Raw genomic sequence first — 24,883 nt, 5'->3', positions numbered from 1 at the left:
GCGCTGAATTTCGTCTTAAATAGCTGATTTTTCTTGGCGGTACTTTATACTGCTTAATACCTATACAGTATTTAAAACGCGAATAACAAAGATAAGATTATGCAAAAAATACCATTACTACGATATCTGCTCTTAGCTGTGCTACTTACTATGATAACTCAAGCACACGCAGCAATTAAGTCTATAAATGATTTTACTGAAAAAATGACTCATTTTTCAGGCTATTTTTCATTTTACTACGACACAGAAAACGGCAAATTGTATCTTGAGGTGGATAAACTCGAGCAACAATTTTTATTACAACAAAGCTTACCTTACGGTGTTGGTTCAAATGATATTGGCTTAGATCGCGGTCAGTTAGGCGATACTCACTTAGTTCAATTTGAGCGTTTTGGCGATAAAGTGATGTTAAGAGCTATTAATACTTATTACCGTGCTAATACTAATAACCTTGCGGAACAACAAAGTATTAAAGAGGCGTTCGCATCAAGTATTTTAGCGGGCTTTAGTGTTGTAGCTCAGTCAGACACTGCGGTACTTGTGGATTACACCCCTTATTTATTAAGCGATGTTCATGGTGTAAGCCGTCGTTTATCAGCAACCGGGCAGGGAAGTTTTAACTTAGATAGCAACCGCAGTGCGGTATATTTAGCACGCTCAAAAGCGTTTGAAAAAAATACTGAATTAGAAGCCGTGCTTACTTTTCAAGGTAATAACCCAGGTAAGTATGTACGCCAAGTGAGTGCAGACCCTTATGCACTGACAGTGCATATGCATCACTCATTAATTGAGTTACCGGACGATAACTACACCCCTCGCAAATTCCACCCCCAAGCAGGTTTTTGGAGCATTGAGCACAAAGATTATGCGGCAGCGCTGGGTGAGTCTATGTATGTGCGTTACATCCCGCGTCATCGTTTAGCGAAAAAAGATCCGAGCCTGCCAATCAGCGAGCCCGTTGAGCCGATTGTTTATTACTTAGATCCGGGTGTCCCAGAGCCAGTTAAAACAGCGTTACTTGATGGTGCTAAATGGTGGAATGATGCCTTTAATGCAGCAGGTTATAAGAACGCATTTATTGTTAAAGTGCTCCCTGATGATGCAGACCCTATGGATATCCGCTACAACGTAATTCAATGGGTGCACCGTGCAACCCGTGGTTGGTCGTATGGCAGCTCAGTGATTGACCCTCGAACAGGTGAAATCATCAAAGGTCATGTGACACTGGGTTCACTGCGTGTTCGTCAAGACATCCTAATTGCGGAAGCATTAGCAGCTCCCTATTTTGAAGGCAATGAAGTGGCTAAGCGTTTACAAGCCATGGCACTTGATCGTATTCGTCAATTAAGTGCCCATGAAGTCGGGCATACTTTAGGTATTTCGCATAACTTTGCAGCGTCAGTGGCAGACAGAGCCTCTGTGATGGATTATCCACACCCACTACTGAGCTTTAATGAGCAAGGTAAATTAGATGTAAGTCGAGGCTATGCTACTGGCATGGGCGTGTGGGATACCCAAGTGGTCAAATACGGTTATAGCGACTTCACCAATCAAAATGAAGCACAGCAATTGGCCGCAATTTTAGCTGAAAACAAAAGCAAAGGGCTGGAATTTATTTCAGACAGTGATGCCCGCGCTCAAGGTGGTGCTCACCCAACAGGGCATTTATGGGATAACGGCAGTTCACCAAGTGATGAGCTAATGCGTGTACTTGATGTTCGCAAACAAGCGCTGACGAGCTTTGGTATCGAAAACATCAAAACAGGCACTGCTTTATCACAACTAGAAGAAATACTGGTGCCACTTTATTTGTTCCATCGCTATCAAGTAGAAGCTGCGGTTAAACTAATTGCTGGTGTGAATTATGAGTACGAAGTACGTGATGGCTCACAACCAAAAGGGGCACAGGTTGTGGCAAAGCAAACGCAACAAGCAGCAGTGGATGCCTTACTTGCAACGCTAAAAGCCGAAAACCTTGTTTTACCTGAGTCAATATTAGCGCTTATTCCACCAAAAGCATATGGAGAATCTAAATCACGCGAAAGTATTGTTGGTCGCACAGGACTAACGCTTGATGCTATGGCGCTGCCTGAGGTTGCTGCAGCACATAGCTTGAGCCTACTTTTCAATAGCCAACGCATTAACCGTTTGGCGCAGCAGCAAGCACGAAGCGATGCATTTTATGGTTTAGATGCGCTATTAGCACAAACTTATCAGCAAGTTTTTGAGCAAAAAATTGCTTCAGGGATGGCAGGTAAAATTAGCCAACGTGTGCAGCTTTTAACGGCGAAACAGTTTGCTGACTTAGTGGCAAGCAATGAGGTGGCACCCGAAGTACAAGCACAGCTTCGTTACTACTTAGCTAAACTTGCAAAGAGTTACCAACAAGAATCAATGCTAGGCAGTGCATCCGTTGGTAACAGTGCATTTAAGCAATACTTAAGCGAGCAAATCAGCTTGTTTTTAGAAAGCGGTGAATGGCCTGCAAACTTTAAAGTGTTGCCAATGCCACCGGGTTCACCAATTTAATCCACCTTTCTTTTAAGACGCCTAGCATAGCTAGGCGTTTTACTTGCATAAAATTGGATATTTGCTAATCTAGCGGCCTTCCTTTTTTGTCTTTTTGAGGTGTATATGGCGTTCTTTTCTCGCTCGTTGTTAGCAGCGGCCATTACATTCTCTAGCTTTTCCAGCTACGCAACCCTAGAAAAAAAACAATGCGATGTAGAGCTAAGCCATGGCTTAATAATCACTGATGATGTCATTCGTATTGTTGATAAAGGTCAAACTCGCGTACAGATCAATAACGATAACCAATTGTTTATAAGAGGTTATTGGGTTGATTTAAGCCCAGATGAAAGCAAAGTTGTAGAGCAGTTCAGCCGCGGTATCAGGCAAACAGTCCCTGAACTTGTTGACTTGGCGACCGATGGTGTAAACCTTGGCTTAAGTGCCATCGAGCAAGTTGTTGAGGGCATGTCAGACAAAGAGCCCGAAGTACTAAAAACTCAGCTGCAATATGTTGAGCGTGCGCTGATGGATAAATTTAAGCGTGGTGATGACTTCTTCTTTATTGCTCCGCAGTCGCTGTCGAAAATAGATGACTTTTTTACCAAAGAAATCAGCCAAAAAATTCACTCTGCAGTGCATGGCTCACTTGGCGCTATTTTAGTCTCGTTAGGCGATGCTTTTAAATCGCGCGAAGGTAACATCGAAGACCGTATCAATGATATGGGGCAGCGTATGGATATCATCTCAAAAGAAATTGATAAATCACTACAAAAGAAAGCAGAGCAATTAGAGATGAAAGCCTCTGAGTATTGTGAGTGTTTGAACTCATTAGATGTCACCGAATCACGATTACAACAAATGGTGCCTGGTATGGCCGATTTTGATTTGGTACAAATAAAGTCTTAATGCGAATTTAAAACGAAAAAGCCCAGCAGTTGCTGGGCTTTTTCGTTTTAGTTGATTTAAATTAACTGAATTTAGCGGTTTCAGTTTCTAAATTGCTAGTAAGACCTTTGATCAAATCGGTTGCTGTATGGGCCTGATTTGATACATCAGCCGTTTGTGAAGCCGTGTCTGAGATAGTTACGATACGTTTGGCAGTGTCTTCACCGGCATCAAGCTGCTCTTTTGCAGCAATGGCTATCTGATGGCTCATTTGCGCGATGGCGCTGAGTGAACTGGCAACGCGTTTTAGCTCTTCATTGGCTTTAGTCGACTTTTCAACGGTTTGTTCACTGGTACTAATACTAAGCGAAACAGATGATTTGGCATCTTGGGTTGCAGCTTGTAGTTTGCCAATCATATTGCGGATTTCTTCAGTACTGGTTTGTGTGCGCTGAGCAAGCCCGCGAACTTCATCAGCAACAACAGCAAAGCCTCGTCCTTGCTCACCTGCACGGGCAGCTTCTATCGCTGCGTTAAGCGCAAGTAAGTTAGTTTGTTCGGCAATACCTTGAATAACACTGAGCACATTTGCGATGTTATTTACCTCATCATCTAGCACTTGAATATTATTACCAGCGCTGTCAATTTGCTGCTCTAAAAGCGCGATGGTATCAGCAGCCTCGCTGGTTAAGTGGCTGGCGCTTTGACCTTGTTGCTCAGCTTCTTGCACTGAGTAAGCGGCTTGTTCAGCATGTTCAACAACGGTTTGCGCTGAGGCTGTTAACTCGGTAATTGCTGAAGCTACCATTTGAGTTTCTTCGTTTAGGCTACGAGTGAGTTTATCGAGCTCAACAGAGCGAGACTCGTTATCAACACTTTGATTTTTTAAGCTATCTGTAACGCCTTTAATGCCGCCAACAACGCCACGTAAACCTTGCTGCATGTAATGCATGGCAGCAATAATGCTCTCAGGTGGAGCATCTTGGCGAATATATGAGTTTAAGTTGCCGCGAGAGACGTTTTTTACAATACCGATTACTTCATCAATTTCGCCGCCTAAGGCATTAGTGAGCGATGAGCCAAAGCGAGCAATAGCAAAGGTCAGTGCAATGGCAATAAGCATAGATAAGCCCAGCAACCACTTTGCAGTATTCCAATAACGTTCATCAACTTCTTTGGCGCTAATGCCTGTACCAACATACCAGCCAAACAGCGGTGTTTTTTGTACTACAGAGGTTAAATCAACGGTTTCACCATCTCGCACTGAATCCCAGTGATAGGTGATGATTTTATTGGTCGTGTTACCCACGAGATTTTCGACCATACGGCCGATACTGTTGCCGCTGGCATCTTTAAAATCGTTAAAGCTGGTGCCGTGTAGCTCTGGGTCGTGCGGAGTGGCGACAAAATCTAAGTTGTTGTCGACGACATACACATATTCTGAGTCGTGGTATTTATTTTCTCGAAGTACCTGAATAGCAAGCTTCTTTGCTTGTGCTTCTTCGAGTTGATTGCTTTTAACCATCAACTCAAATTGCTCAACAATATTGGTGGTGCTCTTCATGAGCTGGTTGATACGCGCGATGTTGTCGCTTTCGCTGGCATGGCGTAAAGATTGTAAGCCAAGTAACGCTATCGCAGATAACGCAATAAACATAGCGATAGCAAATAAGGTGATTTTTGTTTTTAAAGCTAATCCTGATAACACAGTCAGCCTCCTTTATTATTTCCCCTGTTAACTTTTACCACGTTTGTCTGGTTTTATTAAGGAAAAATGACAGCGTTATCATGACTTTTGCTCAAGTACCTATTTAGAGCTTCAGTTCGGCTTCTGTAAGGGCACGATATTCACCGCTTGCAAGGCTTTCGTCGAGGGTGATGTCAGCTATTTTTTCACGATGTAATTCAACAACTTTATTACCTACAGCCGCAAGCATTCGCTTAACTTGGTGGTATTTACCTTCGCAAATTGAAAGGCGTAAGCTGTAGCTTGCAAGTTTTTCAACAACCGCAGGGCGAGTTAGCTCTTTTTCGTTGTGCAATTGCACCCCTTGCTCTAACGCTGCAATGGCTTCTTCATCAATAGGTTCTTGAGTTTCAACTAAATACGTTTTGAATTTGTTATGCTTTGGTGCAGTAATTTTGTGTGACCAGTCGCCATCATTGGTGATGATTACTAACCCTGTAGTATCGATATCTAAACGGCCTGCAACATGAAAGTCGCTCATATTTGGTTCATCAAGTAAATCGAATACAGTCGGGTGAAGGTCATCTTTATTGGCACATACATAGCCAGCAGGCTTATGGAGCATGAAGTAGCGCTTACCTAAAAATACCAGTGGCTCGCCTTGCCAGCGCACGTCATCATCTTGGCTGATTGAATAATCAAATGAGGTGATCACCTCGCCATTCACAGTGGCGTATTTACGTTTGATACCTGCTTTGGTTTTGCTGCGAGGTAACTCGGCAATATGGCTAATAAATTTATCTAAACGGCATGGAAATTTCATTGGGATCACATTTTTAGTCGGCTACAATGGCGGCGAGTATAGCGGATACTAGTTACCTATGACAGTACAGCAAGGACAAATATTACAGCATTACCAAGCGCAAATAGCCAAAGGTGATTTGCAAGAAGACCGTGCCCAGCGCACAGCGATTAATGCTCTCGATAATCTAGCCACAGAATTAGCTGCACCAAGCCATTGGTGGCAAGGCGCTAAGCCAATAAAAGGGGTTTATTTATATGGCCCAGTAGGGCGTGGTAAATCTATGTTAATGGACGTGTTTTTCAAGCTTGTTAACACTGAAGCTAAACAGCGTTTGCACTTTCATCATTTTATGAAGCAAGTGCATGAGCGCTTAACTCAGCTGCAAGGGCAGAAAAATCCGCTGACGGTGATTGCTAAAGAGTGGGCAGAGCACATTCGCTTGATTTGTTTTGATGAGTTTTTTGTATCTGATATTGGTGATGCCATGATCTTAGGTGGCTTATTTAAAGCCTTGTTTGAGCAGCAAGTAGTGTTAGTGGCAACGTCAAACTGCCAACCGGAGCAGTTATATCGTAATGGTTTACAGCGAGCACGATTTTTACCCACTATCGATTTATTAAATGAGCATTGCCATGTTTTAAGTGTTGAAGGCGATACCGATCATCGCTTTCGCTTTGGCAAACAAACCGCACATTATTTTATTGGTAACAAAAAGGCGCTAACAGAGCGCTTTTTAAAGCACGAGCAAGCTATACAAAGGCAAACAACGATAGCGGTTTGCCACCGCGAGCTTAGCTGTGTAATGCAAGCTCAAGACGCCATTATGTTTGATTTTATGACGCTTTGCTCAGGACCTAGAAGCACCGCGGATTATATTTATTTGGCAGAGCGTTTTCAGCGCGTTTATTTACTCAATGTGCCGGTGATGGGGCGCGGAGCAACAGGTAAACAAATTGTGCATGGCATTGAAGATAGTTATCAGCGAGAAAAGCAGGATTTACAAGAACATTTTTTAGATGATGAAGCGCGGCGCTTTATTGCTTTAGTTGATGAGTTTTATGATCGCAGCCGATTACTGGTGATTTCGGCCGATGTGGGTATTAGCGATTTATATCAAGGCCAAAAACTGGCATTTGAATATGCGCGTACCGAGTCTCGGTTAGTTGGGATGCAAAGCTGGAAAAGATAAAAGGCGCAATAAAAATGCGCCTTTGATGTCAGCCTAGCTGGGGATCTTCATATGAAACGGTTAAAAGCTATATTGAGCACCTACATACACGTAGCGACCAGCACCACCGCCGTATGCGCTGTAGTAATTACCACGGCCATATGGATAAAAGTCACCTTTATTATCAAACACGTTATTCACACCACCGAATACGCGCAATTGGCTCTGTTCACCAAGTGACATGGTGTAAGACGCTGAAAGGCTGTGCTTTAAGAACGAACCATAATCTTGGTAGGCAAGTTTTTCTGGATTACTGATACAAGTATCTTCACCAGCCTCACAGCGGGCATCATTTTCGGCAACATACTCTTGATAATCTTCTTCAAGACTCTGGCTTGCTTTAAACGAGCCTAAGTAATTTGTACGCCAGCGAATACGCAAGTTATCGTTACGCCATGTAAGTGACATTGAGGCTTTATCTTTGCTGCTGCCGTAACCTGCGTAGTGACTGGTTACTAAGCTGCCATCAAGGCCTTCATAAGTTTGCGAGTTTTCGATTACATGGTTGTAATCTAGTTTAAACGATAACTGACCTAGGTTATCTAAGTCTAATTTGTACTGTGCAACCACATCATAACCACGTGCAGTTAGCTCATCGAGGTTATATTGACGCTGAAGAATTTTGATAATGTTACCTTCGCTATTACGGGTAATATCATTACAAAATACGTTGTCTTCACCCCATGCTGCTTCTGAGTCGTAACATTCACGCATGATGTTTTCATTGCTGATCTGCGAAATCGCATCAACAATAGCAATATCGTAGTAATCAACAGCAAGATTAAAGTTTTCTAAAAAGGCAGGAGCCACTGTCACACCAAAGGTATAAGTATCAGCGGTTTCTTCTTTTAGATTTTCGTTACCTGCCCCTGGAGAGTAACTGTTGTTCTCATCGCTAAATTCAAAGTTAGGATCAGCAGCAAGTTGCGCAGCTAACGTAGGTTCTTTGCGGCAGTTATCGTGACCTGCTTTAGTTGATGTTGCTGTTAAACCGTCACAAATATCATCATAGCTGTCGTAATCGCCACGCGGTGGTGACATAAGCTCAGTGATTGTGGGAGCACGTTGAGCGCGAGCGTAGTTTGCTCTAAATGCATAGCCTTCGATTGGTTCCCAAAATACACCTAGCTTGTAGCTGGCAACAGTGTTGACGTTTTCCATGCTGTAGTTAGCTAAACGTAATGAAGTTTCTGCGCTTAAATTTTTTGCTAAAGGAGCATCTTTTAAAAGTGGGATCGCAAGCTCTGCAAAGGCTTCATAGACCTCAACTTCACCATAAAAATTTGGTACATAGTTGAAGGTAATACCGCCTGCCTTCATGTCGTCGCTGGTTGATAGGTCTTGGCTGTCTTTACGGTATTCACCACCAAATACTGCGGATACTGAGCCTGCTGGTAATTCAAATAAATCACCCGCAACGTAGCCAACTACACCGTATTGTTCTATTTCGGTATCAATAATTGGGTTGGTACGGATCCAAGCAGCCATTTCTTCGGTGATAGAGCCCTCACCAAATAAGTTAATTGGCACACAGCCTTCAGCGCGAGCTGCTTCATCAATACATTGAATGGTGCCATCCGCTAATTCTTCTGCTTGCAAAGCTTGATTAAGTTTTACAGTATTTAATTCATTGCTACGAATTTGGTGTTGGGTAAAACGACCATAACTTGCAGATACATCCCAGTCCCACTCGTCGTTAAATAATGTGCCTTGGAGACCTGCCCAACTACGAATCGTTTTACGGGTATTATCAGTGCTAATATTCCCCACTTCACTGAAGCGGCGATCCCAATAAATACGATCTTTGTATGGGTTGGCATCGAGGATTTCTTGCGGAACATATGGGTTGTCGATAGGGATATAACCCGGTGCTACATCTGCAAGGGGCTCGCCAGTGGTCGGGTCATAACGCGGTACATACGCACCTTCGTATTCATCTTCAGGCGACTTATTGTTAAAAGAACCACTTTCACTGTATTGAACTTGCGCGTAGAACATTACATCGTCAGTTAAATCGTAATCAATTTTAACTGCAGCAGATACGTTATCGCTTGGTACATCAAGCATCACGTATTGCCTAGAATTCACACCGTAAATTTCTTCGTTGCCTTTCCAGTCATCACGTAGAGTTTGGCCGTCATACCAAAATTGCGTGTCGTTACGGCTGTTTTCTAAGAACACACCGCCAGGAATACCATCACTTTTGCTAACCCAATCAGCTTGTGTGATGTCACGCATACATTGATAACCGTCTTTTGTGAGCATCTGATTACACATTTGCTCATCGTCGTAGCGGTAAGAATCTTCGATTTGTGCGCGTTTACGATCGTAAAAAGTCATACCGAAATCACGGTCCCAGTTGGCACTGAAATAGGCGTAACCGCGATCTTCAGCAAACGAGGTACCGTAGTTTAAATCAAGGGTAAATTCTTTACCGCCGCCATCGGTGGTTTCACCTGTGTTCGCTTTAAAATCAAAGCCTTCTTTTTTGGATTGGGTGATAATATTCACCACACCTGCTACAGCATCGGCACCATAGGTTGCAGATGCACCACCACTGATTATTTCAACGCGCTCAACCATACCGCTCGGAATGGTATTTAAACTGACATAGTTGCCACTGTAGCTGTTTGAAACAACACGACGACCATCAATCAATGTTAGGGTACGGTTAGCGCCTAAATCTCGAAGCTGTACTGTCGATAAACCGGTCGCTGAAACACTTGATTGGCTGGTGGTATTACCTATGCTCTCGCTAAGAGCTGGCATGTTATCAACCAAAATGTCTGATAAGTTGGTTAAACCTGTATCGGCAATGGCTTCGCGGTCCATTGTGACCAGCGGTGTTGGAATTGAAAAGCTATCGCGTTTAATACGAGAACCCGTAACAACGATTTTTTCCGGCTCTTCAGTTTGTTCATTAGCTGCTGGAGTGGTGTTGGCAGGGCGGGCAATCTCAGCCTCATTGGCAAATGCATGTTGGCTAAAACCACTGGCAACAGCAAGTGCAATAGCACAAGGTTTGGTTAGTAGATTTCTCACAGGCGTTCCTAGTTGTTTTATTTTTAGTTTTTAGAACCAGAGTGATGCTCTTTTAAGGGCAGTTAAAATTTACAGTGAGCAACACTCTGGTTGGTCGGTATTGACGTAAAAATTTTTATAGAAATGTGAACCTAACTACAATCTTAGGTGGCTCGTTTATGTCTCTATTTTATATCTATTGAATATCTATTTATTTAAAATCAGCGAGTTAAGAAATGTTCATTGTTAACTGTTTTGCAACGTTAAAGCTGGTGAAAGGGCTGCTTTTACGATAAATTGATAGGGCTTTATACTGCTGTACTTCTAAAATGGGGTTTTATTTAGAGTAAATGGAAACATCTAATCGCGTTTATCAGCTGGGCTCATGTATTGTTAACCCACTCGAAAATAAACTGATCTGCAATGGTAGTGAACAGCTTTTGCAGCCTAAGTTTATTGAGTTGTTAGCTTGCTTAGTTGCGCGTTACCCCGAACCCATCACCCGTGAAGAGCTCATCAATAGTGTTTGGGAGGGCAATTTTTACGTGGGTGAAAAAGCCTTAACAAATGCAATTTGGCATTTACGAAAAGCATTTAAGGAACTCGATCCAGAACAAACTTACATAGAGACACTGCGTAAAACGGGTTATCGCGTTTTATTAAAGCCCGAGCCAATAGATACAGCCGATAAAGAAAACCCAGTGGGTTTTAGTATCACTACTGCACAAATACGCCAGCTGTTTGTGGCTTTGTGTGTCATTAGCTTGGTTGTGATGTATTGGTTGTTCTCTTCGCCTGTAAAGCAAACTAACTCAAGCTTTGTGCTACCGCTTAATAGTATCGAAAGCGTGACGGCAAGCCCTGGTCGTGAGATTTATCCTTCAATTTCTGATGATCAGCACTATTTGGTGTATTCATGGCGACAGCTTGGTAAACCAAATAACCTATATTTACGTGATTTACATTTTCCAGAGCACCCAGCAAAGCAATTAACGGACTCACCTTTTACAGAAGGGCGCTCTGTGTTTAGCCCAGATGCAAACACATTATATTATTACCGTATGGCGTCAGATGTTTGTGAAATTGTAAAACTCTCTTTGGTAAATGCCACCAGTGTCGTGCTAGGGGAGTGCAGTAATAACTATGCGCCTGATCTTGATATCAGTAGTGATGGTAAAACCTTGGCCTACATTGTTGATCATACAAGCAAGACAGGTGATTATGTCACTCGTATCAAACTGCTCGGTTTACAGGCAAAACAAACAAAAGAAACAGTTATTCCTTGTAATGATGACTGCGAAACTGTGTATGAGTCAGTGTCGTTTTCGCCAGATGCACAGCGAGTTGTGGTTACGCGTAATGTTAAAAACAACCAAAAAGCGCTGTTTTTAATAGATGTAAAAACAGGGCAAAGCCAACGGCTAACTCATGATTTTGTTGATATTCATGGTGTAGATTGGCATCCGTCTAAAGAGCAATTGGCGTTTAGTGCAGTTGAGGGCGGTAAACGTTATGGCTACTTCTTTGACATTAAGAATCAAACCCTAATCAACACGCAAATTGCGGGCATGAGTTCACCTAATTACAGTAGTGATGGTAGTGTTTATTACCATCAGTGGGATTTAGATAAGGTGATCACGCGTCTGAAAATAGACGAACAAGTGGCCAACTCGCCGTTTTCTATGTTGTCGACCAATTTTAGCTCGCTATTCCCTGAATATAATCAGCAGCAAAATAAACTACTGTATGTGTCCAATGAATCTGGCAGTTCACAGCTTTGGATTGTTAACCCTGATAGCAGCTCGCGAAAGCAGCTTACTGACTTTGCACATAACACGGGGGAAGTTCGTGATCCAACCTGGTCAGCCGATGGACGCTATATTTTGTTTTCATTGTATGACAATGGCAGTACCCGCTTATATATTTATGATTTCAAAGTAGAGCAAAGTCAGCAAATCAAACTGCCATTTAGTCATGCAATTAAACCCAAGTTTAGCGCTGATAGCCAGCATATTTTAGTTTCTGATGGTGACTACTTATATCGTTATGACTTAACAGGTAAAAGCCTAGGTAAAGCTGTTGAAGTGCCTGCGCAGTATGGCGTTGAAACACAATCAGGCGATATTTTATTTACCAACTCGCGCCATGCTATTTGGATAAAACATCATGATACGGGTGTTGAAGAAATGCTGGTGAACGATGTTAAGTTGGCGCGCAGTTATGCATGGTTGCTGGTGGCAAAGAACGCGTATCATGAGGGGCGTATTTATTATTATAAAGAACGCTTAGGTGATTACCGTATTAGCTACTATGACTTAGCAAGTAAGCAGCATCATGATTTAATTGCCTTACCGGAGCGAGCTTATAGTCGCTCATCGGGTTTGACCTACATACCCAATGAGCGTTGGCTAGTTTACACTGCGTACTTATCGCCTGAGATAGAAATCAAGCGCTTACCGGCAGCCTATTTGCCAAAGTAATTAACACTTACGGTAAATATCAGCATCCATATCGTAAATATTAACGCTTAAGCTATACGAGCGGCGGCAGTATGTTCTTAAGCAACTTAATAATTGCTCACTGAGCATTTGCTTTTGCTCTATGGTTCTGCCTGCCATGATTGATGCGCCGATGTGAATAAAGCCATCTTTGCCTTCACCTAATTCGTAATGCTGATAAGCAATTGCACGAGTCTTTATGGTCGAAAGCTCAAATAAGCCTGAGTCAAAAACGGCTTGGTGAACTTTTTCAACTAACACTTGTGGCAGAATTGGCAAGTCTTCTGAGTGTTCTATAACAATGTGCGGCATGGGGTCTTCCTTAAAAGCGGTAACTAAAACCGATGTTTGTCTGAAATTGGTTTAACACATCACCATCAAAGTGCCATAGACATTGGTCGTCTTCTGATGTTGGCAATGTTCACGATACGTTACTTGCATTATTTACAATAGTTGCCAGCCAGCGAGTTTCAACATAAACCCGTGCTTGTTCAGTAAATAAATAATCTGCGCCAGCATAAAGGCCAGAGGTAAAATATGTATCAGAGTCGGCAAAGTCAGTGTTGACGTGGTTTGCGCCAATTTGGGCACCAACAAAACCAACTATACGGTCAGCTAATGGCACTTCTACGGCACTTTGAAATAGCAGGTATTGCATCTCGACTTGCTTGTTGGTTTGGTCTTTCATATCAAGCTCGGTTGCTGAATAAAAGAACCCATAGCGAGCATTATCAATGGTTCTATCTAGGCTGACAGTAAAATGGCTGTCATCCTCAAGCTCAATTTTAAGGTTTTCTTCGGTTTGCACCGAGTTAGTAAAGTTTTTGCCGAAACCAGCGCTAATAGAGTAGTCAGCGTGAGCTGTACTACTTAAGAACATTAAACACAGTAAACCAAGCGATTTTTTCATTGTTTAGGTGCTCGTTGTTGAAGATATTTTGAGATAGTATTGAAACATAGCAAGCAAATCGTTGTAAACGGACAACTATCGCTTTTTAATAAGGAACACTAGGATGAAGTTACTAAAATTAGCTGCACTTACTGCGCCACTGATTTTGTTGAGCGGTTGCTCGGATGATGCTGCTTCGGTGAGTTTGGGGTTATTTACGACCAAAGATATTAAAGTGGTATCACAACAAGACCCGCTTATAAGCGGTGTTACTTGTCACATTAGCCATATTGAAGCGAACCTTGATTTTGCTGATCCATCCGATATGTCTATTGCCTGTCGTCAAACAGGCCCCATTACCGCTGACCAATTACAACAAATTGATCGCAGTAAATCGGGCGAAGTGGTATTTAAATCATCGAAAAGTATTTTGTTTAAATCGTTAAAAGTACGTCGTATTTATGATGCGCCAACACGCACACTTTTATATTTGTCTTATTCAACGAAAGAGTCGAGCGGTAGCCATCATCATGCTTTATCAACTGTGCCTCTTTACAATACGGATGCATGGCAATGGGCACAATCACAAGAGTAATTTATGTTAGCGTTATTTAAGTCAGCCCCACTTGTTGATGAGCAAGAGCAGCAGTGGTTAATCGATACCTTTTTATGGGCTGTTGAACACTTTGATAGTGAATATTTTTTAAAACACACACAAATCATTTTACCTAACGGGCAGTTCTTTCCGGATAGGGTGTCGAGCGTCAATGAAATGGCTGAAAAGGTATTTAGCCGAGTTGTTGATTATGCGGGGATGCAGGCGTGGCCAATTAACTTAGTTGCGCCATCTGGGCTTACACCGCAGGTGTTTCCGCATTTTGAATTTCAAGACAATTTACGCGGTAGCGAGGCGAGCTTAATTTTGCCGGCAAATCATCCGGTGAATATCTCCTTTAACCCGAACCAAATCAATCAACCGCAAGATTTAGTGGCAAGTTTTGCTGGTACCTTAGCGACCATTTTGATTCACCATGTGGGTGTCTTACCTCCTGGCGGTAAAGAGTACTTACCGCAAGCAAGCGATGCGTTGGCATGCTATTTAGGCTTTGGGGTGATGATGAGTAATACGGTGTATCAATTTAAAGGTGGCTGCGGCTGCGGTTATAACCCTTATGCCAATCGCCAAGCAGCGCTGACTGAGCCACAAACGCTATTTATGCATGCGCTGGTTACGCATTTTAAAGGGGACAATCAGTCGAAGAAGTTTTTAAAACCCCATTTACGCAGCCAATATAAAAAAGCGCAAAAGCAAATTAAAGCATTGGTGAGTGACAGTGCAAATCCGTTGTTATTAGCATTAGATGAACAAGCAGTAGGGTAATATTGAGTGCAGTATTTAGATGAGTTTTTATTGATAGCCATAGCTCACTTTTTTGCGGTAGCAAGCCCAGGTCCTGACTTTGCAATTGTACTCAAGCAAAGTATTCAACAAGGTCGTAAAAATGCGCTTTGGACCAGTGCTGGGGTTGGTGCGGCTATTTTGCTGCATATTGCTTATTGTGTATTAGGTGTGGCATTAATTTTATCCCAGTCACCTAGCTTATTTATGGCTTTAAAATACCTTGCAGGGGCTTATTTGGCATACTTGGGTGTGCAAGCTTTACGAAGCGCAAAACCTAGCGATAGTAAACAGCAAACCCTTGCCCCTGCTGAGCCTGAATCTGTGTATAAAGCATTTCGACGCGGTTTTTTTACCAATGCCCTTAATCCCAAAGCAACACTGTTTTTTATGTCGTTGTTTACTCTTGTAATAAGCCCTGAAACACCTGTTGTAGTGCAGGCTGGTTATGGCGTGTATATGGCAATGGCGACTTGGCTATGGTTTTCATTTTTATCATTGGTGTTATCAAAAGCATCAGTGCGAGCATTTTTCTTAAAAAGCGGATACTGGTTTGATAGAGGCATTGGCGTGATCTTAATTGCCTTAGCTATTCGCGTTGTTGTGTGAGGTAAGTATGGCGCTATATAACTTTTCATTTGGTTCAAATATGTCATCGAGCAGATTGCTGGCAAGGTTACCTGAAGCAAAGCGGGTAGGCACAGCTATTTTAAAAGGCTATGAACTGACGTTTGATATGGTAAGTACCGACGGCTCTGCAAAGTGTAGCGTGCGCAAAACAGATCAGGCAGATGCCTTGGTATATGGTGTTGTGTATCAGTTAAACGAAGCTGAAAAGTCGATTCTTGATGATATCGAAGGGCCGCGTTATGACTGTGTAGATATCACCGTTGAACTACTAGATGGCGAGCAACTTGCTGCCCATTGTTATATCGCTAACACCTTAGATGAGTCTTTACTGCCATTCGACTGGTATCTTCAGCATGTTCATCGCGGAGCGCTTGAAGCAGGTGTACCAAATCATTACAGTGAAGCAATACTCGCAAGACCAAGTTGCGATGATCCAGATAAAACTCGGGCAGCGAAAGAGTTCGCTATTCACAACAATAAAAATCACCTAGGGATATTATGATATTTCGTAAATTAGCCGTTGCAGCGGCGCTGTTATCGAGCTGTTCGTTTTACAGTTATGCCGATATTGATACTAAAAAAATTGAAAAAGTAATCGAAACGTCAATGGCACGTTTTGACGTACCGGGTATGGCTGTAGCGATTGTTGAAAATGATCAGGTCGTGTTAGCAAAAGGTTTTGGTGTATCTCACCTTGATACCGGTAAAAAAGTAAATAAAGACACCTTATTCGGTATCGCGTCAAACACCAAAGCATTTACCGCAGCAGCGTTAGCTAAATTAATTGATGAAGGTAAGCTTAGCTGGGATGACAAAGTAATTGATCATCTTCCTGAGTTTCGTCTGTATGACCCTTACGTAACACGTGAAATGACCATTCGCGATTTATTAAGCCACCGTAGCGGTTTGGGTTTAGGGCAAGGCGATTTAATGATTTGGCCAGATACTGACAAATCGATTGATGAAATTATCGCAGGGCTAAAATACTTAAAACCAGCGAGTAGCTTTCGTAGTAAATATGCCTATAACAACTTAATGTTTGTGACTGCAGGTGAAGTGGTAGCCCGTGTATCTGGCATGAGCTGGAATGATTACATCGAGAAAAATATTCTTCAGCCACTTGATATGAAAAACTCACGCGCAGGTTTTTCACGTATTCCTAGTAGCAATAAAAACTGGGCGACGGGTCATATTCCAATGGATGGCCAACTACACCCATTTTTTGTGAACTACCTTGAAGATTTCCGTGGCGCTGGTGCGATTGCATCAAGCGTAAGCGATATGAGCCAATGGCTACGCACGCAGCTTGCACATGGCAAAATGCCAAATGGCCAGCAGTTATTCACTGAAAAGCAACAGCAACAAATGTGGCACCCGCACATTACGTCAATGGCATCAAAAAGTGCTTATGAAGCTTACCACCAACAATTTAGAGGTTATGGTTTAGGCTGGAGCATTGAAGATTTCCACGGCATTAAAAAGCTAGGCCATGGTGGTGGTATTTTAGGTATGGTGTCTCAAGTGACATTATTACCAGAGAAAAACCTCGGTATTGTTATTCTGAGTAACCAGCAAGCGTTTAGTGCGCTCTCTGCAGTGACCTATGAAGTATTAGAAGATGCATTAGATCTTGAAGATAAAGACTGGGTTGAAGATCTTGCTAAAAAGCACTTTGAAGGTAAAAAAGAAGCTTACGCAAACGCAAAACCAGAAACACCTGCTGATTATCAAGCGAAACTACCAAACATCAACTACACAGGCACTCTGCACGATAACTGGTATGGTGATGTGGTAATCGAGGAGTTAAATGGTCAGCTACGTATTGATTTTACTCATACAAAGCGTTTGAAAGGTCAGCTTGAGCATTACACGGGCAATACGTTTATTGTGAAGTGGGATGAAAAGTTACTCGAAGCAGATGCTTACATTGAGTTTCAAATGAGCCCAGATAACCGAGTGAGTAGTGCAAAAATGCGCGCTGTCTCAATGGCGGTGACAGACTTTAGTTTTGACTTTAGGAATTTAGATTTACGCGCTAAAAAGTAAACCAAAGTCGCAAAGCCACCGTTAGGTGGCTTTGTTATACTGGGGGAAAATAATTCAAGGAGCGTATTATGAGAACGGCAGTTATCTCACATCCATTTTGTCGTAAACATAAAATGATTGAGGATCACCCCGAATGCCCCGCGCGTTTAGATGTGATCACCGACCGCTTGCTAGCAAGTGGTGTTGATATAGCAATTACTCACTTACAAGCTCCTAAAGCCAGCCGCGACGACTTTTTACTTGCTCATGATGAACCTTTGGTAAGCCATGTAGAGCAAACAATTCCCGATGAAGGGCTTGCTGAATTAGACGGCGACACTTGGTTGTGCCCAGATTCAATGAAAGCAATTGAACGAGCCGTTGGTGCTGGATTACTCGCCGTTGATGAAATTCTTGCTGATAAACTGGATGCTGCATTTTGCTCGGTTAGACCACCAGGGCATCATGCAAACCGTAGCACCTCTGCAGGGTTTTGCGTTTTTAATAACCTAGCCATTGCCGTGAAATACGCGCAAAGCAAAGGTGTTAAACGTATCGCTATTTTGGACTTTGATGTACACCACGGTAATGGCACGCAAGATATCTTTTTAGATGATGACAATGTGTTGTTTTGCTCTTTGTTTCAACACCCTTTTTACCCAAATACCGCCGTTGAAAATAACGCGACTTTAGTTAACTCACCGCTGCCAATTGCCAGTGATGGTAATGACTTAAAAGCAGTTTACCTTGAGCAGTGGCTACCAAAACTCAATGAATTTAAACCTGAACTGTTGTTTATTAGTGCAGGTTTTGATGCTCATCTTGAAGATGACATGGCAAGCCTGAAGTTTGTTGAAGACGATTACGCATGGCTAACCACACAATTAGCTGAATTTTGTCAGCAGCAAGATTGCAAAGGGATTATCTCTTATCTTGAAGGGGGTTATGCTTTATCAGCCCTTGGCCGTAGTGCCGTTGCGCACATTAAAGCGCTGGTGGATGCGCCTTAATCTGCCAGCATCGCAAAGGCTTGCGTTGGTGTAAGCCGAGTAACCTTACTTAAACAGCATACTCCCTCTTGTGCTAGGTGCTCAGTCACTCTATTAGCAAGCTCTAAATCAGTTAATGCTTTCACGCTTTCTCCCTGCAAGTTGACATAGTGCCCTGTTGCCAAAAGTAGCATCGCTTCTTGTTGCTGCTCTTCACTTAAGCCATATAAAAAGCTTTCTATATCGGCTTCGTCTTCAACTAATGCTAATTCATGGTCTGAAAAAATAATCTTAGGAAATGATGAGTGCATTTATTGTCCTGTGTCAAAGTTGCATAGGTTGAAATGATTATAATTGCCAATTCATGTAAGAACTAGGAAAGTCGACTTATGAATCAACCAAGACGACATCAAAAGGTGAGTGATGTCTTTTCGCAAAAGTTGGTATCGTGTCCTGCGCATACGCCTTTGGTCGATGCGGTGAGGTTGATGCATGTTCACAATGTGACGGCTATTTTTATTAAGCATGAGCAGTCTGTTGTTGGTATTTGGACGGAAGCTGATTGTTTGAAAATTGACATCAGCAGCCCGCTCTATAAGAACCTTGCCATTCACGAGGTCATGTCGGCGCCTGTTATTACAGTGCCAAATCAATGCTCAGTCAGTGATGCAACCCTGCGTTTTCAACAGCATGGCATTCGTCATTTATTGGTAATGGATAGCGAAAATCAGCCTGCGGGTATGTTGAACTTATCTGATATTGTGCATAACCAAGGTTTGGACCACTACTTACAATTTCGGCCTATTCATGAGCAGTATCGCACTGACCTAGAGATAGTTGATGCGCAAACCCCGATAGAAGAGGTTGTGCAACTGATGCGCGCAGGCCGCCTTGATAGTGTACTGGTTTATAACCGAGAGCTTGAACTGCACGGTATTATTACTCAGCGTGATATTGTTGAGCTGATCATTCAAACCGAGTGGCTAAATCCTTGTTGGCAATATGCTAGCTACCCGTTAATTGAAATTGATTGTGAAAGCAGTTTATTTGATGCGTATCGCACTATGACAGAGCGTAATGTGCGTCATTTAGTGGTCAGAGATGATGAAATTTGCGGGGTTATATCTTTTGCTGATTTGATCACAGAGATTGAGTCAGCTTATTGCTGCGAGCTTGAACGAGCCATAGAGCAGCGTGATATTGCCTTGCAAAAATCACAACGTAACTTGTTTTTAGCAAATAAAATTATTGATGCCTCACTCGATGGCATTATGTTAACCCGTAAAGACGGCACGATTATTCAAGTTAACCCTGCTTTTACTAAACTGACCGGCTTTGCTGAGCATGAAGTAATTGGTAAGCGTCCCAATATTTTAAGCTCGACAAAACACAGCCGTTCGTTTTATCAAAAAATGTGGCATGCCATTGAATACGAAGGGGTCTGGCAAGGGGAGATCTGCAATTGCAAAAAAGATGGTGAAGAGTTTGTAGAGTGGCTCACCATTATCCAGATTAAAGACCCTAACTTTGATGAAGTGCTTTATGCGGCAATTTTTAGCGACATTACAGAGCGTAAACGTGCAGAAGAAAAAATTGCCCAGCTCGCCTATTACGATGAGCTAACAGGCCTGCCTAATCGGCGCTTATTTCATGACAGACTCTCTATTGCGCTGAGTTCTGCCAAACGAAACCATGATCTATTAGCAGTGATGTTTATCGACTTAGACCGCTTTAAAGAGGTTAACGATAGCTTAGGGCATGACGCTGGTGATAACTTATTGCAGCAAGTAGCAGAGCGTATTTTATCAATTCTTCCTGAAGGGGATACTCTTGCGCGCTTAGGTGGCGATGAGTTTGTTCTGCTATGCGAAGTAAATCGGGTTGAAACACTGCTCAACTTTGCCGAACAAGTCTTGCAGCAGGTGAGTATGCCGCTTGCTATTAACGAGCATGTGGTTGCAATTACAGCTTCTATTGGCGCTGCGGTTTACCCTGATGATGGCGTAGATAGCGCTACACTGCTTAAGCATGCAGATATTGCTATGTACCGTGCTAAAGAAGTGGGACGTAATTCATTTCAATTATTCAAACCTGCGATGAATGCACGCTCTTTAGAGCGATTGGCAATGATGAGCCGATTACAAAACGCCATAGAAAGCGATGAGTTTGAGCTTTATTTCCAACCTAAGCAGGAGTTAAATTCAGGCAAAATTTTAGGGGTAGAGGCTCTCTTACGTTGGCATGAGCCAAACCTTGGAGTGATTTCACCTGCTAAGTTTATCCCTCTTGCTGAAGAACTTGGCCTAATTGTGAAACTTGATTTATGGGTTATCGAGCAGGCTTGTATAGAGTTAGAAAAATGGCAGCAACAAGGCATTGAAGCAGGGCGCTTGGCAATTAATATTTCGGCTAATCACTTACGTCAGGGACAATTAGCATCGAATGTTGAACGCTTACTTGAGCGTTACGATGTAGACCCATACAAGCTTGAAGTAGAGCTTACTGAAAGCTGTTTTATCAGCCACTTTAGTGAAGCTAAACAAGAGTTACTCGCGCTTAAAAAGCTAGGTGTGCATATTACGTTAGATGACTTTGGCACGGGCTATTCGGCTTTAAGTTACTTAACTAAACTGCCAATTGATACGTTAAAAATAGATGCCAGCTTTATCGCAAAAGTGCCAGATGAATACGGAAATAGTGAAATTGTTACGGCGATTATTAGCCTTGCGAAAAGCTTGAGTATTCATGTTGTCGCAGAAGGGGTAGAGAAGGTAGAGCAGTTAAATTACTTACGTTCACTTAACTGCGATACCATTCAAGGCTATTACTTTTGCCGCCCAATAGCGAAGCAGCAATGGTATGATTTTTATCTCAATAGCGAAAAAAGTGCTTAACCTAAGCTAATTTCGTAAGAAGTGAACTTACGAATATTAATGACGCCAGTATCAAAAATTAAGTACTGGCCTTTAATGCCTTTTAAAATACCTGATACTTCTGGTGCTTTATCAAAATTGAAAGAGCTGATTTTGCTTGGGTATTCACTTACTGGGTAGTCTAGCTCAACTACATCTTCATCGAGCTTTTCAATGGCTGTTGCGCCAAATAGCTCTGCAAGTTCACTTAACTTAGCATCAATTTGTGGGATCAACTCTGCAGCAGCAGCTTTTAAATCAATTGCTTCAGATTGACCTTTTAGCATGTTTCGCCAATTGGTTTTATCAGCAATAAACTCGGCTAAGGCAACCTCAACTAAACCCGATTGAAGACGGGTTTGTACTTTAAAGATAGGTAAAGCTTGCGTCGCACCTTGGTCAATCCAGCGTGTAGGAATTTGAGTATGGCGGGTAATACCTACTTTTAGGCCTGAAGTGTTGGCTAAATACACGTAATGCGGGATCATGCAGTTTTCTTCACCCCACTGTGGCTCACGACAGGTGCCCTTATCAAAGTGGCACGTTTCAGGTTTCATGATACACATGTCACAGCTAGCCAGTTTGCGCATACAAACAAAACAGTGGCCTTGAGAGTAGCTTTTCTTGGTTTTCTTACCACAGTTACAGCAAAAAATATTGCCGGTAAAAGTCAGTGTGAGCGGCTTACCAATATAGTCATTTAATGAAACTAGCTCATCACCGATAGGTAATTGATATTCGACAGGAGAGGTCAGTGTCGACTTTAATTTTCTGATCGTACCTTGCATCTTTACATGGCCCCTAAAGATGTTAAAAAGGGCAGTGTAACACGGCCTATTTAAATTGTGAGGCAATAAAGCTTAGATACTCATTAATCGGTACCGCTTTGCTGTAATAATAGCCTTGCCCTTGATCTGCGCCCATCTTGATCAGCATTTTTTCTGTTTCTTGGTCTTCAATGCCTTCGATAGTGATATTCATATCAAGGTTATGAGCCATATCAATAGCCGTTTTTACCACTACCTGGTTGGTGGTGTTATTCACTAAATCAAGAATAAAGCTCTTATCGACTTTAATCGTGCTAAATGAATAATTTACTAAGTAGTTTAACGATGAGTAACCGGTACCAAAATCATCGAGTACCACCTTGCTACCGAGTTTATTAAGTTCGCTGATAAAGCTGACCATTTCATCATGGTTTTTGATAAGCGCAAATTCAGTCAATTCAAACTTTAACTGATCCGCAGTAATGCCATGCTTTAAAATGGTGTTTTCGACTTTTTCGACAAGCTTAGGGATAGCTAGATTCTTGGCACTTAAATTAACGCTAATGGTATGCTCGCGATAGCCTTGTCGATTAAGCTGGGCAGCAGCTAGGCAAGCCTGATCAATCACCCATAAGCTCAACTCGTTAATTAAACCAGTACGTTCAGCCAATAAAATGAGTTGCTCAATGTCCAGGTATTTACCCGCTGTAGGCCAGCGTAACAATGCCTCTGCGCCACAGATAGCACCATTGCGTAAATTAATAATGGGCTGTAAGTAAATGGCTAAGGTATTGCTTCGCATTGCTTGTTGTAACTCAGCGGCAAGGCTGACATCCATATCGATATGCGGTGTGTTAAAGTCGATGTTTTGCTGCTTTTGTGACAACCCTAAGTAGCCACGTTGTAGCCAAATATCAAAGCCATCATCACTCACTGGCTCAGTAATGCTATAGCGGTAGTAAAGCTGCAGGTCTAAGCCTGCCACTTTATATTGCTTAGGCAGCTGTTTGCATAAGTTGCTAAGCTCTTGGTGAAGCTCTGCTTGTGATTGAATTTTGGTAGAAATAAAAGCCAGTACACCATTGCCTAAGTCAGCCACTTTTGGACTGTTATCTAGCGCTGACTCTAAATTAATAAATTGCCTATTCTTATTAATTTGATGCTCTAAAGATTGAGCCACAGTGATAATTATTTGGCTGCTTTGGCTTGGCTTTAGAATGCTCATTAGGGCATTAAATTGCTCGATTTTCACTAAGCAAAGGTTAGCGAGTCTATGCTCCGAGGTAATCGCCATATAGGCTTGTTTGAGCATTGCTTGGTTGAGTAGCTCAGTTTGTTGGGTATGGGTTGCATGATACAGCGCTTTTTCACGTTGATAACGAACGCGATCTGCCAACGCCATTGCCATGAGCACAATCTCACAGAGAATAGCGACTAAAAATATGTGCCTAACTGCAAAGCTATAAGGAATAAAGCCCGTTAGTTCTAAAGGCTGAATGGCAGCGCCTACAATCAGTGGCACCCACGACATGACATAAAATTTTGCCCACCGAAAACCGCTCACCAACTTTTTGTAAATCATGCAAATACATAGAATGTATAACGGCACCATGATGGCAAAAAAGATTTTTGAAGAATGGTATTCCAGCATAAAAAAGCTGATAAGACTGAGGCTAAACAGCAGGGCTAAAAAGCTGATACTGAGCTTGTATAAGCGGCAATTGTCTTTATGGTAGCGTAAGAACATAGTGCAAAACGCCACGGTGAAAAATGCAATCGCGTAGTTACTGAACACCACTTGCTCATTAAAAAAGATTTGCCACGATAACGGCCATAAGTAAAAACCAAAGCCGAGCACTGAGCCCATAAGTAACAGTGCTGAGATGATGTAGCCTATATAAATAAGGTAGACGCGGTCACGGATCCCTAAAAATAATACCAAGTTATACAGGGCAGCCATGATCAGCACACCAATGAAGATCCCCCAAATTCCTGATTGCGAACGTAGTAGATCTTGAAACTCTTTTTCACCATAAATATTAATAGGTGTTTTGCTAATACCCACCGTATCTATTTTTATAATGAGGGATGTTTGCTCATAGCCCTGCATTGTAAGCATGCTATGCGGTGTACTGTACTGAAACAAACTAAGACCAGATACTTTATCACCCAGCTCGGTTGTATCTATAAGCTGCCCCTTATCATCAACATGATAAACGCTAAGATAATCAACCATAGGGTTATCAAAGTGAATCGCCAGCTCCACAGGCTTTGCTTGACGGTTTTCTAAATCAAGCTTTAACCAATAATCTTGCGCCGCTAAATCCCACTCAACATCTTTAAAAGGGCGCTGTTTAAGTTTGTCTGGTTCAGCTAAAAACTGCTCGAGAGTCAGCGCTTTACTACTATCTATTCGATAAGCTGTATTACTGTAGATGGGGGCTGTTTTATCTATAGTGTAGCGGGTAGGGCTGGCTAAATGTGCAGCTAGGGTAGCAATGATAAAAAACAAAATTGTCAGAATAAGAAATGAAACAAAGTTATATTTCAGTGCTTTATTATTCAAAATTAGTTCTTTATCTAGGTAAATGTTCTTAACAGTGTAGCATTAAAAAAGCGCAGATAAACTGCGCTTTT

General features: G+C 42.2%; 19 protein-coding genes. 11 read left to right on the top strand and 8 right to left on the bottom strand.

Going from position 1 to position 24,883, the window contains the following annotated elements; translation table 11 throughout:
• Positions 1–99 precede the first annotated feature (99 nt).
• Together VRK28_RS06290 and VRK28_RS06285 are read left to right on the top strand one after the other, a co-directional pair.
• On the top strand, positions 100–2,529 hold the full coding sequence (locus VRK28_RS06290) for a zinc-dependent metalloprotease (protein WP_062566460.1): 2,430 nt from the start codon (positions 100–102) through the stop codon (positions 2,527–2,529).
• A 105-nt stretch (positions 2,530–2,634) separates the two neighbouring features.
• Positions 2,635–3,417: a YggN family protein gene (locus tag VRK28_RS06285; RefSeq protein ID WP_054551020.1), complete on the top strand. Its 783-nt coding sequence runs from the start codon at positions 2,635–2,637 to the stop codon at positions 3,415–3,417.
• A 61-nt stretch (positions 3,418–3,478) separates the two neighbouring features.
• On the opposite strand, the gene VRK28_RS06280 is transcribed toward VRK28_RS06285, so the two are convergent.
• Positions 3,479–5,053, bottom strand: coding sequence for a methyl-accepting chemotaxis protein (locus VRK28_RS06280; protein WP_062566597.1), 1,575 nt, complete (start codon positions 5,051–5,053; stop codon positions 3,479–3,481).
• Positions 5,054–5,207: 154 nt separating this feature from the next.
• Entirely contained in the window at positions 5,208–5,906 is a 699-nt protein-coding gene (rsuA, locus tag VRK28_RS06275) for a 16S rRNA pseudouridine(516) synthase RsuA (protein ID WP_062566459.1), read from the bottom strand.
• A gap of 58 nt (positions 5,907–5,964) precedes the next feature.
• Here rsuA and zapE point away from each other — a divergent pair, with 58 nt between their 5' ends.
• Entirely contained in the window at positions 5,965–7,077 is a 1,113-nt protein-coding gene (zapE, locus tag VRK28_RS06270; RefSeq protein ID WP_062566458.1) for a cell division protein ZapE, read from the top strand.
• A gap of 60 nt (positions 7,078–7,137) precedes the next feature.
• Here the strand turns inward: zapE and VRK28_RS06265 are convergent, their stop codons facing one another.
• A complete protein-coding gene (locus tag VRK28_RS06265) occupies positions 7,138–10,158 on the bottom strand; it encodes a TonB-dependent receptor domain-containing protein (RefSeq protein ID WP_062566457.1) in 3,021 nt (1,006 codons plus the stop codon).
• A 329-nt stretch (positions 10,159–10,487) separates the two neighbouring features.
• Here VRK28_RS06265 and VRK28_RS06260 point away from each other — a divergent pair, with 329 nt between their 5' ends.
• Complete coding sequence (locus VRK28_RS06260) at positions 10,488–12,617, top strand: winged helix-turn-helix domain-containing protein (protein WP_062566456.1); 2,130 nt, start codon at positions 10,488–10,490, stop codon at positions 12,615–12,617.
• Here the strand turns inward: VRK28_RS06260 and VRK28_RS06255 are convergent, their stop codons facing one another.
• Both VRK28_RS06255 and VRK28_RS06250 read right to left on the bottom strand, forming a co-directional pair.
• The gene (locus tag VRK28_RS06255) at positions 12,618–12,947 is read right to left on the bottom strand and encodes a 5-carboxymethyl-2-hydroxymuconate Delta-isomerase (protein WP_054560998.1); all 330 of its coding nucleotides are present in this window, start codon (positions 12,945–12,947) and stop codon (positions 12,618–12,620) included.
• Between the two features lie 109 nt (positions 12,948–13,056).
• Positions 13,057–13,545 carry a hypothetical protein gene (locus VRK28_RS06250; protein WP_062566455.1) on the bottom strand — a complete coding sequence of 163 codons (489 nt, stop codon included), beginning with the start codon at positions 13,543–13,545 and terminating at the stop codon, positions 13,057–13,059.
• Positions 13,546–13,648: 103 nt separating this feature from the next.
• Here VRK28_RS06250 and VRK28_RS06245 point away from each other — a divergent pair, with 103 nt between their 5' ends.
• The 6 genes from VRK28_RS06245 to VRK28_RS06220 all read left to right on the top strand — a co-directional run bounded on the left by VRK28_RS06245 (position 13,649) and on the right by VRK28_RS06220 (position 18,588).
• Positions 13,649–14,119, top strand: a complete 471-nt coding sequence (locus VRK28_RS06245) for a CreA family protein (RefSeq protein WP_055196731.1) — start codon at positions 13,649–13,651, stop codon at positions 14,117–14,119.
• A 3-nt stretch (positions 14,120–14,122) separates the two neighbouring features.
• Positions 14,123–14,905: a hypothetical protein gene (locus VRK28_RS06240; protein WP_062566454.1), complete on the top strand. Its 783-nt coding sequence runs from the start codon at positions 14,123–14,125 to the stop codon at positions 14,903–14,905.
• 6 nt (positions 14,906–14,911) lie between these two features.
• A complete protein-coding gene (locus VRK28_RS06235) occupies positions 14,912–15,532 on the top strand; it encodes a LysE family translocator (protein ID WP_054560994.1) in 621 nt (206 codons plus the stop codon).
• Between the two features lie 7 nt (positions 15,533–15,539).
• Positions 15,540–16,055 carry a gamma-glutamylcyclotransferase family protein gene (locus VRK28_RS06230; protein WP_062566453.1) on the top strand — a complete coding sequence of 172 codons (516 nt, stop codon included), beginning with the start codon at positions 15,540–15,542 and terminating at the stop codon, positions 16,053–16,055.
• Positions 16,052–17,599 carry a serine hydrolase gene (locus VRK28_RS06225; RefSeq protein ID WP_062566452.1) on the top strand — a complete coding sequence of 516 codons (1,548 nt, stop codon included), beginning with the start codon at positions 16,052–16,054 and terminating at the stop codon, positions 17,597–17,599. The genes VRK28_RS06230 and VRK28_RS06225 overlap by 4 nt, the downstream gene beginning before the upstream one ends.
• A gap of 68 nt (positions 17,600–17,667) precedes the next feature.
• Entirely contained in the window at positions 17,668–18,588 is a 921-nt protein-coding gene (locus tag VRK28_RS06220; RefSeq protein WP_062566451.1) for a histone deacetylase family protein, read from the top strand.
• Here the strand turns inward: VRK28_RS06220 and VRK28_RS06215 are convergent.
• Positions 18,585–18,878, bottom strand: a complete 294-nt coding sequence (locus VRK28_RS06215) for a hypothetical protein (RefSeq protein WP_062566450.1) — start codon at positions 18,876–18,878, stop codon at positions 18,585–18,587. The two genes, VRK28_RS06220 and VRK28_RS06215, sit on opposite strands and share 4 nt — an antisense overlap.
• 78 nt (positions 18,879–18,956) lie before the next feature.
• Here VRK28_RS06215 and VRK28_RS06210 point away from each other — a divergent pair, with 78 nt between their 5' ends.
• Entirely contained in the window at positions 18,957–21,461 is a 2,505-nt protein-coding gene (locus VRK28_RS06210) for an EAL domain-containing protein (protein ID WP_062566449.1), read from the top strand.
• On the opposite strand, the gene VRK28_RS06205 is transcribed toward VRK28_RS06210, so the two are convergent.
• Together VRK28_RS06205 and VRK28_RS06200 are read right to left on the bottom strand one after the other, a co-directional pair.
• Positions 21,458–22,267 carry a DUF2797 domain-containing protein gene (locus VRK28_RS06205; RefSeq protein WP_062566448.1) on the bottom strand — a complete coding sequence of 270 codons (810 nt, stop codon included), beginning with the start codon at positions 22,265–22,267 and terminating at the stop codon, positions 21,458–21,460. The genes VRK28_RS06210 and VRK28_RS06205 overlap by 4 nt on opposite strands.
• A gap of 46 nt (positions 22,268–22,313) precedes the next feature.
• A complete protein-coding gene (locus VRK28_RS06200; protein ID WP_062566447.1) occupies positions 22,314–24,812 on the bottom strand; it encodes an EAL domain-containing protein in 2,499 nt (832 codons plus the stop codon).
• Positions 24,813–24,883 lie beyond the last annotated feature (71 nt).

It is taken from the genome of Pseudoalteromonas sp. P80D2 (genome assembly GCF_036680945.1).
GTDB lineage: Bacteria > Pseudomonadota > Gammaproteobacteria > Enterobacterales > Alteromonadaceae > Pseudoalteromonas > Pseudoalteromonas shioyasakiensis.
The sequence above is the reverse complement of the archived record's forward strand: the minus strand, read 5'-3'. Positions and strand labels throughout refer to the sequence as shown.